The 16,702-nt window shown below is 72.7% G+C and carries 9 protein-coding genes; 2 read left to right on the forward strand and 7 right to left on the reverse strand.

The window, feature by feature from the left end; genetic code table 11:
• Window positions 1-85 precede the first annotated feature (85 nt).
• The 4 genes from ACWGIG_RS06285 to ACWGIG_RS06300 form a co-directional block, all read right to left on the reverse strand.
• Entirely contained in the window at window positions 86-3,331 is a 3,246-nt protein-coding gene (locus ACWGIG_RS06285) for a M36 family metallopeptidase (protein ID WP_453320358.1), read from the reverse strand.
• Window positions 3,332-3,463: 132 nt separating this feature from the next.
• A complete protein-coding gene (gene qcrB, locus ACWGIG_RS06290; protein WP_453320359.1) occupies window positions 3,464-5,146 on the reverse strand; it encodes a cytochrome bc1 complex cytochrome b subunit in 1,683 nt (560 codons plus the stop codon).
• A 199-nt stretch (window positions 5,147-5,345) separates the two neighbouring features.
• Window positions 5,346-7,667, reverse strand: a complete 2,322-nt coding sequence (locus tag ACWGIG_RS06295) for a protein kinase domain-containing protein (RefSeq protein WP_453320360.1) — start codon at window positions 7,665-7,667, stop codon at window positions 5,346-5,348.
• An 82-nt stretch (window positions 7,668-7,749) separates the two neighbouring features.
• On the reverse strand, window positions 7,750-10,017 hold the full coding sequence (locus ACWGIG_RS06300) for a protein kinase domain-containing protein (RefSeq protein ID WP_453320361.1): 2,268 nt from the start codon (window positions 10,015-10,017) through the stop codon (window positions 7,750-7,752).
• Window positions 10,018-10,175: 158 nt separating this feature from the next.
• Here ACWGIG_RS06300 and ACWGIG_RS06305 point away from each other — a divergent pair, with 158 nt between their 5' ends.
• A complete protein-coding gene (locus ACWGIG_RS06305; RefSeq protein WP_453320362.1) occupies window positions 10,176-11,936 on the forward strand; it encodes a hypothetical protein in 1,761 nt (586 codons plus the stop codon).
• Here the strand turns inward: ACWGIG_RS06305 and ACWGIG_RS06310 are convergent.
• Entirely contained in the window at window positions 11,923-14,079 is a 2,157-nt protein-coding gene (locus tag ACWGIG_RS06310) for a tetratricopeptide repeat protein (RefSeq protein ID WP_453320363.1), read from the reverse strand. The genes ACWGIG_RS06305 and ACWGIG_RS06310 overlap by 14 nt on opposite strands.
• A gap of 156 nt (window positions 14,080-14,235) precedes the next feature.
• On the opposite strand from ACWGIG_RS06310, the gene ACWGIG_RS06315 reads away from it, so the two are divergent.
• A complete protein-coding gene (locus ACWGIG_RS06315) occupies window positions 14,236-15,381 on the forward strand; it encodes a M20 family metallopeptidase (protein ID WP_453320364.1) in 1,146 nt (381 codons plus the stop codon).
• On the opposite strand, the gene ACWGIG_RS06320 is transcribed toward ACWGIG_RS06315, so the two are convergent.
• Both ACWGIG_RS06320 and ACWGIG_RS06325 read right to left on the reverse strand, forming a co-directional pair.
• The gene (locus tag ACWGIG_RS06320) at window positions 15,365-16,162 is read right to left on the reverse strand and encodes an ABC transporter ATP-binding protein (RefSeq protein WP_453320365.1); all 798 of its coding nucleotides are present in this window, start codon (window positions 16,160-16,162) and stop codon (window positions 15,365-15,367) included. The genes ACWGIG_RS06315 and ACWGIG_RS06320 overlap by 17 nt on opposite strands.
• A 4-nt stretch (window positions 16,163-16,166) precedes the next feature.
• Window positions 16,167-16,702, reverse strand: a 536-nt coding sequence (locus ACWGIG_RS06325) for an iron chelate uptake ABC transporter family permease subunit (protein WP_453320366.1), incomplete at its 5' end; no start/stop codon positions are given.

The following is a 16,702-nucleotide window of genomic DNA, read 5'->3' on the forward strand; positions in this document are numbered from 1 at the left end:
GTCGCCGCCACCCCGAGGACCAGGGTGACGGCGACCGCCGCCCGGCACGCACTGCGTACGCACCGGGCACCGCGTGTGCGCGGGGTCAGACGAGCGGGATGTTGATGCACGTCAGGATCTTCGCCTGCTTCGTCAGGGCCTGCCGGTCCGACGCCGGGTCCAGCCGTACCTTCTCCGCGTGTCGAAGGGCCGTCAGGAACGGGGTGTCCGCCTTGAGGTCGCCGTCCGTGTCGACCTTCTCGCCCGGCTCGAAGGCGCCGTTCGCGAAGTTCAGCCAGGCGCCGAGGAGTTGGCGGTCCACGGCCTTCTTCGCGTCGAAGAGGGCGGGCGCCAGGGTGCGCGTGGCCCGTGCCTGCGTCGAGATGTCGACGGTCTCCGAGAAGACCGCACTCGCGTGCTGGACGATCTTCAGGTAGCAGTCGAGGCGCTCCTTGCCGAGGCCGGTGAGGTCTCCGGTCAGGTACTTGACGTACCAGAGGTCCGCGAGGAGCGAGAGCGGTGCGTTGCCCTGGACGATCACCTTGACCTTGTCGGAGCCGGTCCCGCCGTCGTCGTCACGGGCGCCGAGGGACACGTCGTACAGGCACGGCTTCTTGTACGCGTGCGCCTGCGCGTCGGTGAGGTCGCGCGGCTGGACGCTCGGGCTGTTCGCCGGGTCCGGGTTCGGCGGGTTCACCAGGGAGCTGGTGACGGTGTCGGGGGTGCCGTCGCCCCACTTCCAGGTGAGGGTCTCGTCGTCGCTGCCGGGGTCGGTGACCCGCCCTGCGAGCTCGGGCCTGTCGTCGCCCGCGTGGACGACGATCGTCCTGCCGCCCGCGAGGTCCACTGCCTTCGACCTGTCGATGGTGACGGCGGGGTCGGCGTTGGCGACGGTGACCGCGGTCTGCTCGCAGGTCTGCGTGTCGTCGTCCTTGCCGCAGACCTTCACGGTGAAGGTGCCGTTGTCGCCGAGGACGGTGTCGGTGGAGAAGGTGAGGGTGGCGTCCGGCCGCCCGTTCTCCAACTGCCCTTCCAGGGGTACGGCCTTGCCGTCGCCGAGGTCGACGGTCGCGGTGAGCGGGTCGAGCCAGCCGGGGTCGGTGACGGTGCCGCTGACGGTGAGCTTCCCGCCCTCGACCGCCTGCCCCTTGACGGTGAAGGCGACCGCGGGGGCCACGTTGGTGACGGTCACGGTCGCCGTGTCGGTGCTCGATCCCGCGGCGTTGTCGACCCGCAGGCCCACGGTGTACGTGCCGTCCTGGCCGACCCGGTCGAACAGCGGGGCGGGGCCCGTCGCGTCGTCGTACGCGCCGTCGCCGTCGAAGTCCCAGGCGTACGAAGCGCCGCCGCCGGGCGAGGTGCTGCCGGAGGCGTCCAGCCGGACGTCCGCGCCCTCCTTGGTGGTGTACGGGCCGCCGGCGTTCGCGGTCGGCTTGCAGGTGGCCGGGAGGTCGGTGGCCGGGGTGGCCTGGTCCTGGGCGGAGGAGGAGGCGCTCGCGCCCATGCCGCGCTTGGCGAAGGCACCCCAGAGCAGGCACTGGTTGGCGCCGTTGTTGTTGGCGCGGTCGGCGGCCAGGATGCCGTCGCGGGCGTCCAGGAAGTCCGGCTTGGTGGGGGTCAGCTTCATTCCGTCGACCATGAGCTGCTCGTGCTGCGCCTTGCCGCCCGCCGCGCCGTGCGCGCCGACGAGGGCGGTGCGGGCCTCCCACATGGTGGTCGCCCAGATCTCGCCGTCGCGGTGGACCTGGCAGCCGCCGCCCCCGCAGAGGTCGCCGTAGGTGAGGGGGCTCTTGTCGTAGGCGTAGCGGCGCACGCCGGTCGCGGTGCCGGTGGCGTACTCGCCGTAGACCGGGTCGCTCCACATGGAGGTGGCGATGGCGTCGCCCCAGCCCTCGCCGAGTGCGCCGGTCTGGACGCCGCCGCCCATGGTGCCGCCGCCGACGAGGCGGTGCGAGAGTCCGTGGCTGTACTCGTGGGCGACGGTGTCGCCGTTCATGCCGCGGTGGGTGTTGAGCGGGCTGCAGGAGGTGCGGCCGACGAACAGCCGCATGGTGGGGTTCTGGCCGTCGGCGGGGGTGCCGAAGTTGGCGTTGCAGGCGCTGCTGCCGGAGGCGTTGTAGTCGACGTAGACCTGGACGCGGTCGCTGCCCTTGCCGCCGTTGCCGAGGTTGTCCTCCTGGAAGTTGCCCGAGGCCTCGTCGAAGCCGAGCTTGTACAGGAAGTCGTGCATGTTGTTGGTGTAGTAGAAGGCCTGGGTGACGACGGCGTCGCGGTCGGTGGTGAGGTCGGTGCCGCCGCTGGTGCGGAAGGCGTCGGTGAAGGGGTAGTTGAAGTGCTGGTAGGCGGGATCACCCGCGGCCGGGGTCTGCGGCTGGTAGCCGAGCGAGTCCTGGCCGGTGAGGTTCTGCGACACCTCGGCGTTGTTGCCGGTGGGCACGCGGCCCTCGACCCAGGAGCGGCCGAGACCGCTGAAGGGGACGGTGATCTGGCTGCCGGCGTTGGCGTTCTGCCCGGTGAAGACGCGGCCCTCGGGGCCCTCGTTGTGGCTGAGGTCGCTGCGGCTGAGGATCTTCCCGGACCCGGCGTCGACCACGGTGTCGTACATGTGGCCGTTCTCGGCGGTGAGTTGGGTGCGCCAGGCCGGTCGGGCGGTGCCGTCGGCGAGGGGCTGGACGACGCGGGTGGCGGTGGCGTCCCGGGCCGGTTCGGCGGTGCCGACGGAGGCCGCTGCGAGGTCAAGTGCCTTCGTTCGGTCGAGAGTTGCCGCACCGGCCGCACGCAGCCCCGGGATCAGACTCCCGGTGGCGGTGACGATGCGGCCCTGTTTGTCGACGGCCACCGAGAGCTGGGCTCCGTGGACGGGGACGCCCCGGTCGCTCTGGCCGAGGAAGACGTGCCGCACGCCGTTGTGCCGCGTACCGTACGACTTGACGACTTCGATGCCCGCGAGGTCGGCGGTGGAGAGTCCGTACAACTCGGCGTTCTCGCGCAGGTGGTCGAGGGCGACGGTGCGTGCGTCGGCCTTGCTCGCGCCGGTGAGGGCGGGGCGGCCCTGGGGGACGACGAGGCGCGGGGTGCCGGTGCGGCCCCAGCGGACCGCGGCGGAGTCCAACTCATCGGCAGCGGCGAGTTGTTCGGCGGACGGGCGGCTCTGCGCACCGTCCCGCACGTCGATGTCCGGGTAGGGCTGGTCGGGCTTCTGCTCGGCGGACTCCCCTGCCGTCGACGCCTGTTGCCCCGTGGCGGCGGAGGCGGCCGGTGCGGCCATGGTGGTGGCGGGCAGGGCGAGGAGCGCGGCTCCGACGACGAGGGCTCTGGCTCTTCGGGTTCTTCGCAGGCGTGCGGACGGCATCGCTCTCCCCCTGATGCATGGACTCACGGACTCGACCGGGCCAACGTACGTGAGCATGACAAGGGGGAGAAGGGGGCGGAGGGACGTGCGGGGCAGGCTGGCCGAAAGTGGCGTCCGCCTGCCCCTGTGACGTCAGTGGTGCGACGAGCCCTCGCTCTGCTCGCTGTGCCCACCGGGCCCGCTGTGCAGCGCCCGGTACTCCTCCGCGGTCGGCTTGGGTACGTACGTCCCCGGCCCGTACATGGCCTTCGCCAGGCGGGCCCGCAGCCGGTCGGAGCGCTTGACGGACCGCCGGACGCCGTTCGCGTCGACCACGGGCCCCACCCGGTACGGGACGGGCTGCTCGTGCGCGGTGAGGGTGTGCAGCTCGGCCTGACTGAGCGGGGTGTGGACCTCGACGTACTCGCCGTGCGGCAGGCGTTTGATGGTGCCGCTCTCCCTGCCGTGCAACGCCTTCTCGCTGTCGCGGTGTTGGAGCCCCTGGCAGATCCGCCGGGTGATGACGAAGGCCAGTACGGGCACGACGAAGGAGCCGATGCGCACGAACCAGGTGATGAGATTGATGGAGAGATGGAAGTGGGTGGCCCACAGGTCGTTGCCGCCGCCGATCAGCAGCACCCCGTACAGCGACAGCCAGGCGACGCCGAGCCCGGTCCTGGTGGGGGCGTTGCGCGGGCGCTGCGCGAGGTGGTGTTCGCGCTTGTCCCCGGTCACCCACGCCTCGATGAACGGATAGACCCCGATCGCCAGCATGATCAGCGGGAAGAGCGTGAAGGGGATGAAGACGCCGAGCTGGAGCGTGTGCCCCCAGGCGGTGATCTCCCAGCTGGGCATCACCCGGATCAGCCCCTCGGAGAAGCCGAGGTACCAGTCGGGTTGGGCGCCGGTGGAGACCAGGTCGGGCCGGTAGGGGCCGATCGCCCACACCGGGTTGATCGAGAAGGCCGCGGAGACGATCGCGAGCACGCCGAAGACGAGGAAGAAGAAGCCGCCGGCCTTGGCGATGTACACGGGCAGGAAGGGGGCGCCGACGACGTTCTTCTCGGTCCTGCCGGGGCCCGCGAACTGGGTGTGCTTGTGGTGGAAGACCAGGATCAGATGGGCGACGACCAGCCCCAGCATGATGCCGGGCAGCAGCAGGATGTGGATCGGATAGAGCCGCGCGATGATGTCGTCCCCCGGGAACTCGCCCCCGAAGAGGAAGAAGGCGAGGTAGGTCCCCACCACCGGAATCGACAGGATCGCCCCGTGCGCGAAGCGCAGCCCGGTGCCGGACAGCAGGTCGTCGGGGAGCGAGTAGCCGGTCAGCCCGGTGATCAGTCCGAGGAACAACAGCGTCCAGCCGAACAGCCAGTTGATCTCGCGCGGCTTGCGGAACGCCCCGGTGAAGAAGACCCGCATCATGTGCACGAGCATCGCGGCGACGAAGACCAGCGCCGCCCAGTGGTGGATCTGCCGGATCAGCAGTCCGCCGCGCACCTCGAAGCTGATGTCGAGGGTGGACTCGAAGGCCCGGGTCATCCGGATGCCGCTGAGCGGGGTGTACGCGCCGTGGTAGACGACCTCGGCGCTGCTCGGCTCGAAGAACAGGGTGAGGTAGATGCCGGTGAGGATGATGATCAGGAAGCTGTAGAGGCAGATCTCGCCCAGCATGAAGGACCAGTGGTCCGGGAAGATCTTGCGCATGTTGCTCTTGGCCAGAGCGAAGAGCCCCAGGCGCCCGTCCGCCCAGTCGGCCACCTTCTCGCCCCTGCCCGGCGGCCCCGGCCGGCCACCGCCGCCTTCGGTGAGCCCCTTGTCGCTGACCTCGCTCATACGACCCCCTCATACGGACCTTCAGAGTAGGCGCGTCGCCATACGGATCCAACAGACTTGACGACGCGGGGAGTTGATATGTGACGCGGCCGGTGGAAGCGCCTGGTGGCAGCCGGTGGACGTGGACTGGTGGCGGCCGGTGGACGTGGCTTGGTGGCGCCGGTGGGAGCGCCCCGGCGGCGGCCGGTTCCGCCGCCGGTCAGCCGAACGCGACCGCCGCGACCCGCGACGCCCCCACGGACACGAACTGGACCACCCGGCGGCCGTCCGCCAGCGTCACCCTGACGCCCGAGAGCGGTTCCGCCGTGTACGGCACCGTGCCCTTCCCGTCGACCGCCCCGTCGGTGAGCCGGTTGCGGACCAGGGCGACGTCCTTGTTCGGGAAGCCGAGTCCGGCCACCCCTGCGACATGGGTGCGGTCGAGGGAGAGCAGGGTCAGCTGGACGTGCGGCTGGTCGTACTGCCAGCGGATCCGGCCGGTGACCGTGTCGAGTCCGAGCATCCGCCCGTCCCTGATCTGCGTCGCCCTGACCTGGACGACGGCCAGGTCGCCCTCGGTGAGCACCGATCCGTCCACCTCGCCCCGGCCCGTGGTCATCAGTCCGTACGAGCCCTCCTTGGGGAGCTCGTGGTGCCGGGAGCCGGTGAGGTCGAGGACGAGCAGGGAGTCCTTGCTGCCGTTGCCGCCCCGGCCCAGACCGACGGTGACCGGCTCGGTGCTGAGCAGCACCGGGGTGACGATGTCCGCGGCCCCCTTCAGGGTGTGCCGCCAGCGGGTGCGGCCGTTGCGTGCGTCGAGTTCCCGTACGGTGTCGGCGCCCCGGTCCGCGCGGCCGGTCCCGGCGCCGCCCGCCGCGCACGACTGGAGGAGCACCACGGTGCGCGGGCCGACGAGGACGCTGCCCGGGAAACAGCCGTCGGTGCCGTCCTTGTGCCGCCAGACTTCGCGTCCGGTACGGGGGTCCAGCCCGACCACCGCGCCGTCACCCCTGGCCACCAGGGCCGTGCCCGCCATGCCGAGAGCGGTGCGCATCCCGGGGGCGGCGCCGACCCTGCGGTGCCAGAGCAGCTTTCCGGTACGGGTGTCGACGGCGCCGACCCGGTCGCAGGTCTGCTCGTCCATCCCGTCGGGTCCGTACCGGACGGCGCCGATTCCACCGGCGAGGGCGCTCGGTCCCGCGGACACCGCGCAGGTCTTCAGGCCGGGGGGCGGGGCGAGGGCCCACAGGGTACGTCCGGTCCGCGCGTCGAACGCGTGGGCGCCGAGCTGGTCGTGGCGTACGGCGGCCTTCGCGTCGAGCCAGCCGCCGGTCAGACGACGCTCTTCGCCACCGGCGGGCAGCTTCGCCTTCCACAGTTCCCTGCGGGCTCCGGCGGGCTCGACGGCGGTGCGGGTGTCACTGGCGGGTCCGGTGAGTGCGGGAGCGGGGGCAGCTCGGGTTGCGGTGGGGGTGGGTGTCTTCGGGGAGCCGCCGCCGGGGTTGTTCCAGAGGCGGGGGAGGAGGAAGGCGGCGAGGGCGACGAGAGCGAGGGCTGCTGCGGCGCCGACGAGGGTCACGGACCTTCGCCTCGTACCGGCAACTGCACTGTGACCGGGGGCCGTTGGGGTGTAGCAGTCGGCTCCGGCGGTGTGGACCGACGGCGGGTGGGGTGGGTTCAGGCGGTACGAGGTCGGTTCCGCATCGGTCGTCGCGGAGGTGTCGGGGTCGACCGACTGCGCGGCACGCGCCTGCGCGATCACCTCGCGGGGAGCCGGACGCGCTGCCGGGTCCTTCGCGAGGCAGTGCGCGACCAGGGCGCGCAACGACCCTGGTACTCCGTCGAGTTCGGGTTCCTCGTGCACGGTGCGGTACGCGACCGAGGCGCCGGGCCCTTCCCCGAACGGCTGCCGCCCGGTGGCCGCGTACAGCAGGACCGCGCCCAGCGAGAAGACGTCGGCGGCCGGGGTCACGGGCCCGGAGCCGGTGAGGTGCTCGGGCGAGGCGTAGCCGAAGGTGCCGATCATCAGCCCGGTGCCGGTGAGGGCGGTGGCGTCGGCGGCTCGGGCGATCCCGAAGTCGATGACGCGCGGCCCGTCCTCGGCGAGCAGTACGTTCGACGGCTTGAGGTCGCGGTGCACGATCCCGGAGCCGTGCACGACCACCAGCGCCTCGCCGAGTGCGGCGGCCAGGGTGCAGAGCCGGGTGTACGGCAGCGGCCCCTCCCGGGCCACGGCGTCGCTGAGCGAGGGGCCCGGCACGTACTGGGTGGCCAGCCACGGCGGGTCACCCTCCGGGTCCGCGCCGACCAGCGGCACCGTGAAGAAGCTCAACACCCTTCCGGCGGCGGCGACTTCCTGCCGGAAGCGGGCCCGGAACTCGGGGTCGCCGACGAGTTCCGCGTGCACCAGCTTCACGGCCGCCTGCCGTCCCTCGCGGTCCCGGCCCAGATACACCTCGCCCATGCCACCGGCCCCGAGCCGCCGCGTCAGCTCGTACCCGCCGATCCACTGGCCGGTCCGGCCCGCGCCGTCGTCACTCATCGGCCCACTTCACCCCTCGCCGGCCCGCGCCGTCGTCACTCATCGGCCCACTTCACCCCTCGCCGGCCCGCGCCACCGCCGCTCATCGCCCCGCGCCCGAGTGCGAGAACACCCGGGCCCCCTCGTCCGGGTCGAGTACGTCGAAGTCGACGGCGCGCCCGCCGCGCACGATCAGCCCGGAGAGGAGCACATGCTCCTCCCCCGTGTTCACCGGCGCCCCCGGGCCGGTCGGTTCGCCGTCCGCCAGTGCGAGCCGCAGCAGCACCGTGCCGTGATCCTCCTTGTCGCGGGCCGCCACGAGGACGCCCCGGTCGTCGACGCCCACGATCCCGGTGTCCTGCTCGGGCTGCCGGTTCCAGAGCACCCGGCCCGAGGGTGCGTCGAGGGCCACCACGCCCTTCCCGTAGTCGGCCGTCCCGTACTCGGCGACGATCGTGTTGCGCCAGCCCCGTGGGCCGAAGGTCCTGCCGCCGCTCCACAGTGCGATCTTCCCGAACGGCTGCTTCTCCTTGACGACCTGGCCCGGCCGACCGCGTTCGTCGAAGATCCGCAGGGTCCAGTCGTCGCCGCCGTTGCCGGTGATGCGGACGGAGACCGGGTCGGTGGTGACGACCGTGGCGTACATCTGCTCCTTGGGCAGTTCGCTCGTCCAGCGCACCGAGCCGTCCTTGGCGTCGATCTCCCGCACCCGGGCCCGCTGCTCCGCGCCGTCCCCGCAGAGTGCGGCCTCGACGACGGTGGCCCGGCCCGCCACCAGGTCGTTGCGCAGACAGCCGCCCGCGAACCAGGGGCGGCGCCAGACCCGCGTCCCGTCGTCGAGGCGGTGGGCGGCGGCGTCCGCCGGGGAGCTCACCACGACGCGGTCGCCGACGACGGCGACCGTGGTCTCCAGGTCGTGCTCGGTGGGGCGCCGTACGGACAGCGACTTCCACCAGACGGTCCTACCCGTGGCCACGTCGAGCACCACGAGCTGGTCGCAGGCCTTGAGCGGGTCGGGCCTGGTCCCGTACACCACGGCGATCCGCCGCTCCCCCGCACCTGCGGACCGCGCGGTCGCGCACGGGACCAGGCCCCTGCGCGGCGGCCTGGCGACCCACAGGAGTCGGCCGTCGGCGACGCGGAAGGCGCGTACGTCCTTGTCGTTGGCGCGGACGGTGGCCGTCGGAGTGAGCCAGGTGCCGAAGAGTTTGTGGGTGAACTTGCGGTTGGTGTGCCCGGTGCGCTTCTGCGCCCAGTCCTGCTGCCAGCTTCCCGACGCGGGTACCTCGCCGAGCTCGCTGACCGGTTCGCCCAGGGGGCGCATGGTGCGCGGGCCGAGGGGGTCGGTGACCTGGCCCCTCCTCGCCGGCGGCGGACCGTCGCCCTCGGGGAGGCGTTCCGAACTCTCCTTCTTCGAAGGGGGTTCGGTGGGTTTGTCCCCGGGAGCGAGCAGTAGTCCGCCCACCGTTCCGGCCACGGCGAGCCCGGCTCCGGCCAGCAGGAGCAGCCTGCGGCGGCGCGGGCCGAAAGTGCCGTGCGTACGGGAGCCGAGGCGCAGGCCCGACAGCGGGCGGCGGGGCAGCCGGTGGCCCGTCAGCCTGGCCACCGCCTTCGGGTCGGGTCGCACCTGCGGGTCCTTCGCCAGGCAGGCGGTGAGCAGTGGAAGCAGGTCTTCCGGTGCTCCGGCCAGGTCGGGGTCCGCATGGACCGTGCGGTAGCCGACCGCGTCGGTGGCGCCCGTACCGAAGGGCGGGCGGCCGGTCGCCGCGTGGGCGAGGACCGCGCCGAGTGCGAAGACATCGGCGGCCGGGGTGGCGGCACCGTGGGTGAGGAGTTCCGGGGCCGCGTATCCGGCGGTGCCCGGTGCGGTGCCGGTCGCGGTGAGGCGGGTGCCGTCCAGGGCGCGGGCGATACCGAAGTCGATGACCCGGGGCGGCCCCATGCGCGCCATCAGCACGTTGGAGGGCTTGAGGTCACGGTGTACGAGACCGGCCCGGTGGACGGCGTCGAGCGCCCCGGCGAGCGCACCGCCCAGCCTCCGTAACTCCGCCTGCCCCAACGGGCCGTCCCTGTCGAGGAGTTCGGCCAGATTCGGCCCCGGTACGTACTCGGTGGCGAGCCACGGCGGGGTGTCGCCTGGGCCCGCGTCGAGGAGCGCCGCCGTGTACGGTCCGCGCACCGCAGCGAGTGCGGTGGCCTCGCGGGCGAACCTGGCCCGGAACTCCGGATCGCGGGCCAGGAACCCGTGCACGACCTTGAGCGCGGCGATCCGCCCGGCCCCGTCATGGGCGACGTACACCTGCCCCATCGCACCCTGCCCGAGCAGCGGCCCGGTCGTCCAACTCCCGTATGTGCGTGCTGAGTCGGCCACGCTCAACCCCCGATGGTGTGGCCCGAATGTCATGACTTGGGACGTGCGTCCGTCTCGGACGGTTCCCTGCGCGTGAGCGTGGCGCGTGGTCGTGGCGCGTGATCGTGGCGACCGTAGGGTGGCCGGTACGGGAACGGAGTGCGGGACGAGGAGGATGCGTGTCGGGGAGCACGGAGGGCGGGGACTGGATACGGGTGCCGGTCGGGGAGGGTGCGACGCGGTGGGCCGCCCGGGGCCGGTGTTGTCGGGTGCTGCTGGTGGTGCACAACGTGACGGCGGCGACCCGGCTGCTGGATGTGCTGCCGCTGTTCGACGACGATCTCGGGGTGCAGCTGCTGGTGACCTGCCCGGGGTCGTCCGCGTTCCGGGCCGGGGTCGCGGAACTGTTCGCGGAGGTCGGGGTTCCCGAACTGCCGTGGGAGCAGGCGCTCGCGACTCCGGTGGACCTTGCGATATCAGCGAGCTTCGGCGGCGAACTCCACCTGCTTTCAGGGAAGTTGGCCATCCTGTCGCACGGGGTTGGCTACACTAAGAAGCTGGCGACACCGGACACCGGACACCGGACACCGGACACCGGACGGCTTGCGGCCGGGGCCGCGACAAACCCAGGTGCCGCTTCGGCGCCGCCCACCTTCGGCCTCTCCCCCGGGTGGCTCCTCCACGACGGCGTCCCGATCGCCGACGCGCTCGTCCTCTCGCATCCCGAGCAGCAGGACCGGCTCAAGGACGTGTGTCCCGAGGCGGCCCACACCGGCATCCTCGCCGGTGACCCCTGTTTCGACCGGATGCTGGAGGCCCGCCCCTACCGCGAACGCTTCCGCCGGGCGCTCGGTGTGCGCCCCGGCCAGCGACTGATCGTCCTCAACTCCACCTGGAACCCCGAGTCCCTCTTCGGCGACGGCGGCGCCGAGGACCTGCTGCCCGCCCTGCTCCCCCGGCTGACCTCGGAGCTTCCCGCCGACGAGTACCGGGTCGCCGCCGTCCTGCACCCCAACATCTGGTACGGGCACGGGCCCGGTCAGGTCCGTGCCTGGCTGGACCGGGCGCGCCGGGCGGGGCTGAGCCTGGTGGATCCGCTGCACCACTGGCGGCAGGCGCTCCTCGCTGCGGACGCGGTGCTCGGCGACCACGGGGCCGTTTCGTACTACTCCGCAGCCCTCGGCACACCTGTCCTGCTCGGCGCCGCCCCGCTCGCCGGCCTCGACCCGGACTCCCCGGTGGCCGAATTCGTCGCCGGTGCGCCGCGCCTGGACCCGGAGGGCCCGCTCGCACCCCAACTGGATCGACTCATCGCCGCACACCGGCCGTCGAACGAGGCCGCGGAGTTCACGACATCGGCCCCCGGAGAGTCGGCGGCCCTGCTGCGCAGGCTCTTCTACGGGCTGATGGACCGCCCCGAACCGCCGGACGCACCCACCGCCTCCTTCGTACCGCTGCCGCGGCCTCCGTACGAACCGGCGCGGCGCACCGCGCCCGCTCTGGTCGTCACCCGGCCGACCGGCCGGCCCGGTGAGGTGGCCGTCACCCGATACACGGACCCGCGCGGCCGGCCGCTGGAGTCGGGCGGCGACGTACACATGGCGGTGCACGAGGACGTACGGGACCCGGAACGGCTCGCGCTCGCGGACGTGATCCACCGCGAGGGCGCACCGGACGACCCGGTGCTCGGGGGTCCGGCGCGGTGGACGGCCGAGGTGCTGGAGCGGTTCCCGCAGTGCGGGCTGGCCGCATACGTCACGGGGGTCGACACCTGCACCGTGCGCACCCGGGAGGGCGCGCTGTGGCGCCTCACCGGGACGACCGGCGCGGACCCGGCTCTGTACGCCTGCGCGTGGTACGCCCTGTTGGGGGCCGGGGCATCCGGCTTCACGGTGCGGACCGGGTCCACCTCTCACCCGGTGAGGGTCACTCCGGGCTGACGCACAGGTCGCGCAGGCGGTGCAGATAGGCCAGGTGGTACTCGGCCTGTTCATGAGCCAGGACGGTGATCGCCTCGTCGATCAGCGGCAGCGCCGCCGCCCGGTCCGCCTCGCTCGCGGCCCTCGTCCCGTCGACGTAGGTACGGGCGAGGTCGGTGAGCGTGCGGGCGGCGTTGTACGCGTCGGCGCTCGTGCGGAAGTATCGAAGCGCGGCGCCCAGCCATTCACGCCCCTCTTCACGCCGGTCGAGGCCGGTGAGCGCCCGACCCCGATGGCGTTCGAGCAGGGCGAGGGCACGGGGCAGATCAGCGGCCCCCTCGTCGTCCGGTCCGATGGTCCGGTAGAGGGCGTACGCCTCCTCGAAGAGGTCGTACGCCTCTCGCAAGCAGGACGGCTGCCACTGCGCCAGCCGCACCAGTCCCAGGCCCTCGACCGCCGAGGCGTGCCCTCGCACATGCCCGGCCGCGCTCTCGTCGCGGGCGGCGGCCCGCAGTTCGCGTTCGGCCTCCTCGTACCGCTCAAGTGCCGTGAGAGCAAAGCCCAGTTGGGCGTGCATCAGTCCGGCGGTACGGGTGCCGGGGAAGTGCGTGTCGGCGGTGCGGGCGCCGGTGTGGAGCGCGGGCAGCAGGACCTCCAGGTGACCCGCCTTGAGCTGGAGGGGCCACAGTGCCCGCACCAGTCGGCACACGGTGTCCGGGTGGCCGTAGCCGTCTGCGGCGGCCACGGCTGCGGCGAGGTTGGCCGCTTCGGCAGCGAGTGCGGCGACGGCGTCACCGGGCTTCTCGTACGTCAACGCATCGCTGGTGAACGGGGGTTGGGGAGGTCGCCAGCTCTTCTCCAGGGCAGCGTGGGCGGTCGGCTCGGCAAAACGCAGGAACTCTTCCAGGACGCGCACAACAGACGCCGAGCACACCGCCGGCCCGTCCTCACGGCCGGCCGCCTGCTCGGCGTGATCCCGCACCGAGGGCCGCTGCCGGTAGCCGCCCTCGGGAAGTGCGTCGAGGAGCCGGAGCCCGGTGAGTACATCGAGGGCGCGGGCTGCCTCCGCCACCGTGAGGTTCGTGGCGCGGGCGGCGAGTGCGGCGGTGACCACCGGCCAGGGGCTCAGCCCGACCAGGCGGTGCACCCGGGCGGTCACCGGGTCGAGAGAGCGGTACGCGTGCTCGACGGCGACGGTAACGGGGTTGCGTTCGGCCATGGCGGGTAACGGGGTCCTCTCCGTGCGGGGCTGCGGCACGTAGGCGAGCCGGGGCGCTGCGGACAGCACCGCGTACGGCGAACCGGCGCAGTCGGCGATCACTGTCGGCAGTACGGTCCGTGCGGCGTCGACGGCGGGCCGACCGACCATCGCCACCAGGAGCCGGTGAACGTACTTGTCGGCGAGCGGCCCCACGGGAATCCGCAGCGCGGGCAGCGCGAGGAGCGGGTCGCGGGAGGTCACTACGGTGACCACCCTCGGCGCGGTCGCGATCAGGTGGCGCACCTGGGCGGCGGACGTCGCGTGGTCGAGTACGACGAGCAGGGCGAGACCGGCCACGGTGCGGCGGAAGGTCTCGGCCCTGCGCTCCACCGAGGGCGGTATCTCCTCGTCGGGGACGCCGAGTTGGTGCAGTGCCTCGCGCAGGGCGAGGCCCGCGCCCATGCCACCGTTCGGGCCGCTGCGCAGGTCGAGATAGATCTGCCCGTCCTTGAAGCGGTCGGCCTCGCGGGCGCCGTAGAACAAGGCGACCGCTGTGGTGCCGATGCCCTCCGGGCCGTGCAGCAGGGCCACCTTGGGGCGGCCGTCGGGCTTGCGGGAGGCTTCGCCGTCGAGCAGTTTCAGCACTCGCTGACGGTTGATGAAGTCACGTGAAGCGGCCGGGAGTTGGGGTGCCGACCGGGCCTCTCCAGACGTCCGTACGGTACGCGCGAAGGCGTCCCAGTCCCTGGCGAGTCCGGGGTCGCGCCGTATCGCCTCGTACAACTGCACTGCCAGTTCGTCGAGTTGACGCCGGCTGATCGGCGCCGACACCTCGCGGCCGAGGGTGCGCTGGACGAGCCCGCCAGCCGACTGCCAGACCCACTTCCCCGCCTCGGACGCCGTTCCCGCCCCTACCGCGCCCAGCACGGACGAAATCGCCCCCACCGAGATGAGATCAAGCATCAGACACTCCCCGTCGTCCACACTCTCGCTCCGTCAACCGTATCGACAGGAGTGGCCCATGCAACACCGCGTCCGCGCGGCAGGGTTGATCGGGCCGCCACGGGCCGCCGTAGGGTGGCAGGGTCAGCACAAAATCCAAGGTCAGGAGGGCCACACGTGTCGGAGAGCGGCGACGTCAAGGCGGCGGTACGGGCCAGGGTCGAGGAAGTGCGTGAGGAGCTCCTCTCCCTCGGCCGTCGCATCCACGCGCACCCGGAGACCGCCTTCCAGGAGCACCGCGCCGCCGCGTGGTGCGCGGACGTGCTGCGCGGGCACGGGTTCGCCGTCACCGCGCCCGCGTACGGGCTCGACACCGCCTTCGAGGCGAGGATCGGGTCGGGTCCCGTGACGGTCGCGTTGGCCTGTGAGTACGACTCGCTGCCCGGGATGGGGCACGCCTGCGGGCACAATCTGATCGCGGCGGCCGGCGTGGGCGCGGCCTTGGCGCTGGCTCCGTACGCCGATGAACTCGGTCTGACCGTAAGGGTGTTGGGCACTCCGGCCGAGGAGAGCGGGGCCGGGAAGGCGCTGCTGCTGGATGCGGGGGCGTTCGAGGGGGTGGACGCGGCGATGATGATCCACCCGTGTCCGTTCGAGGTGGCGGACTTCCGGTCGTTCGCGATGGGCTCGCTGGACGTCACGTACACGGGGAAGTCGGCGCACGCGGCGATGAACCCGCAGGACGGGCGGAACGCGGCCGACGCGCTCACCGTGGCGCAGGTGGCGCTGGGGCTGCTGCGCCAGCAGTTGCCCGGGGAGTGGAAGGTGCACGGCATCGCCACCGAGGCGGGGACCGCGCTCAACGCAATCCCGGAGCGCTCCCGCGCCGCGTACGCGCTGCGGACCCCGTCGGTGGAGGAGCTGCGGGAGCTGCGCGGCCGGGTGGAGGACTGCTTCCGGGCGGGCGCGCTGGCCACCGGGTGCGGGATCGACCTCGTGCAGCCCTCGCCCGACTATCTGGACTTCCGCTCCGATCCGGAGCTGGTCGCGCTCTGGTCGGCGAACGCGCGGGAGCTGGGGCGGCCGGAGCCGCAGGTGCGCGGTCCCTTCGCGTCGACCGACATGGGAAACGTGTCGCACGTGGTGCCGTCGATCCACCCTGTGCTCGACATCGGCAGCGGTACGGCAGGACCGCACCAGCCGGAGTTCACGGCTGCCGCCGCCACTCCCGCCGCCGAGCGGGCGATGCTCGACGGCGCGGTGGGACTGGCGTGGACGGCGGCGGACTTCGCGCGCGGCCGGCAGGTCAGCCGACGGGCGTGAGGCTCGCGGCCCCGGCGGTCGGTACGACGATGGGCGAGCCGTCGCCCGGGGCCCGGAGGATGTCGGCTTCGATGCCGTACAGCTCCTTGACCAGGGCGGCGGTGACCACCTCGCGGGCGGGCCCGTGGGCGACGACGCGGCCCTCGTTCATGGCGACGACGGTGTCGGCATAGCGGGCGGCGCTCGCCAGGTCGTGCAGGACCATGACGACGGTGCGGCCGGCCGCCGCGACCTCCCGCACCAGGGACAGGACTTCGACGGCGTGGCCGAGGTCGAGTGCGCTGGTCGGCTCGTCGAGGAGCACGATCGGGGTCTCCTGCGCGAGGACCATCGCCAGCCAGCAGCGCTGCCGCTGCCCGCCCGAGAGCTGGTCCAGGCGCCGTTCGGCGAGGGCGGTGGTGCCGGTGGCCTCCAGCGCGGCGCGCACCGCCGTCTCGTCCTCGCGGGACCACTGGCGGAACAGGCCCTGGTGCGGGTGGCGTCCGTACCGTACGAGACCGGCGACGGTGACCGCCTCGGGGGCCTGCGGGGACTGGGCGAGCAGCGCGATGCGGTGGGCCGCCTTGCGCTGGGTGAGCTGCCAGACGTCCGCGTCCCCGGCCCGTACGGTGCCCGACTCCGGCTTGTGGAGGCGGGCGACGGCGCGCAGCAGGGTCGATTTGCCGCAGCCGTTGGGGCCGACGATCGCGACGACCTGCCCGCTGGGAACGGTGAGGTCCACGGCGTCGACGACGGGGTGGCCGGGGTAGCCGGCGGTGAGCGCCTCTACGGTCAGTTCCACGAGGTCAGGCCTTTCCGGTCTGCGAGGGGCTGGCTGACTTCTTGGGGCCGGCTGACTTCTTGGGGCCGGCTGGCTTCTTGCCGAAGAGGACCCACAGCAGGAAGGGCCCGCCGAGGACGCTGGTGACGACTCCGACGGGGATCTCCACCGGGGCGATGACCCGGCCGAGCGCGTCCGCGCCGCCGACGAGGGCCGCGCCGACGAGCGCCGATCCGACGATCGGCACCCGGGTGGGGCCGCCGAGGCGTGCGGCGAGGACCGGGGCGGCGAGCGCGACGAAGGCGATCGGGCCGCCGATGCCGACGGCGATGCCGGACAGGGCGACCGCGAGGGCGAGCGTCACGGCCCGTACCCGGGCGACGTTGACGCCCAGGGTGGCGGCGGTGTCGTCGTCGAAGCGCAGGAACTGCAGGCGGCTGCCGGCGACGAGCGCGAGCGGCACGAGGACCAGCAGGAGGAACGCGAGGGGTGTGCCGACCGCCCAGTCACGGCCGTTGAGCGAGCCGACCGTCCAGAGGAAGACGCCGCCCGCCGTGTTGT

The organism is Streptomyces sp. NPDC054863 (assembly GCF_053610825.1).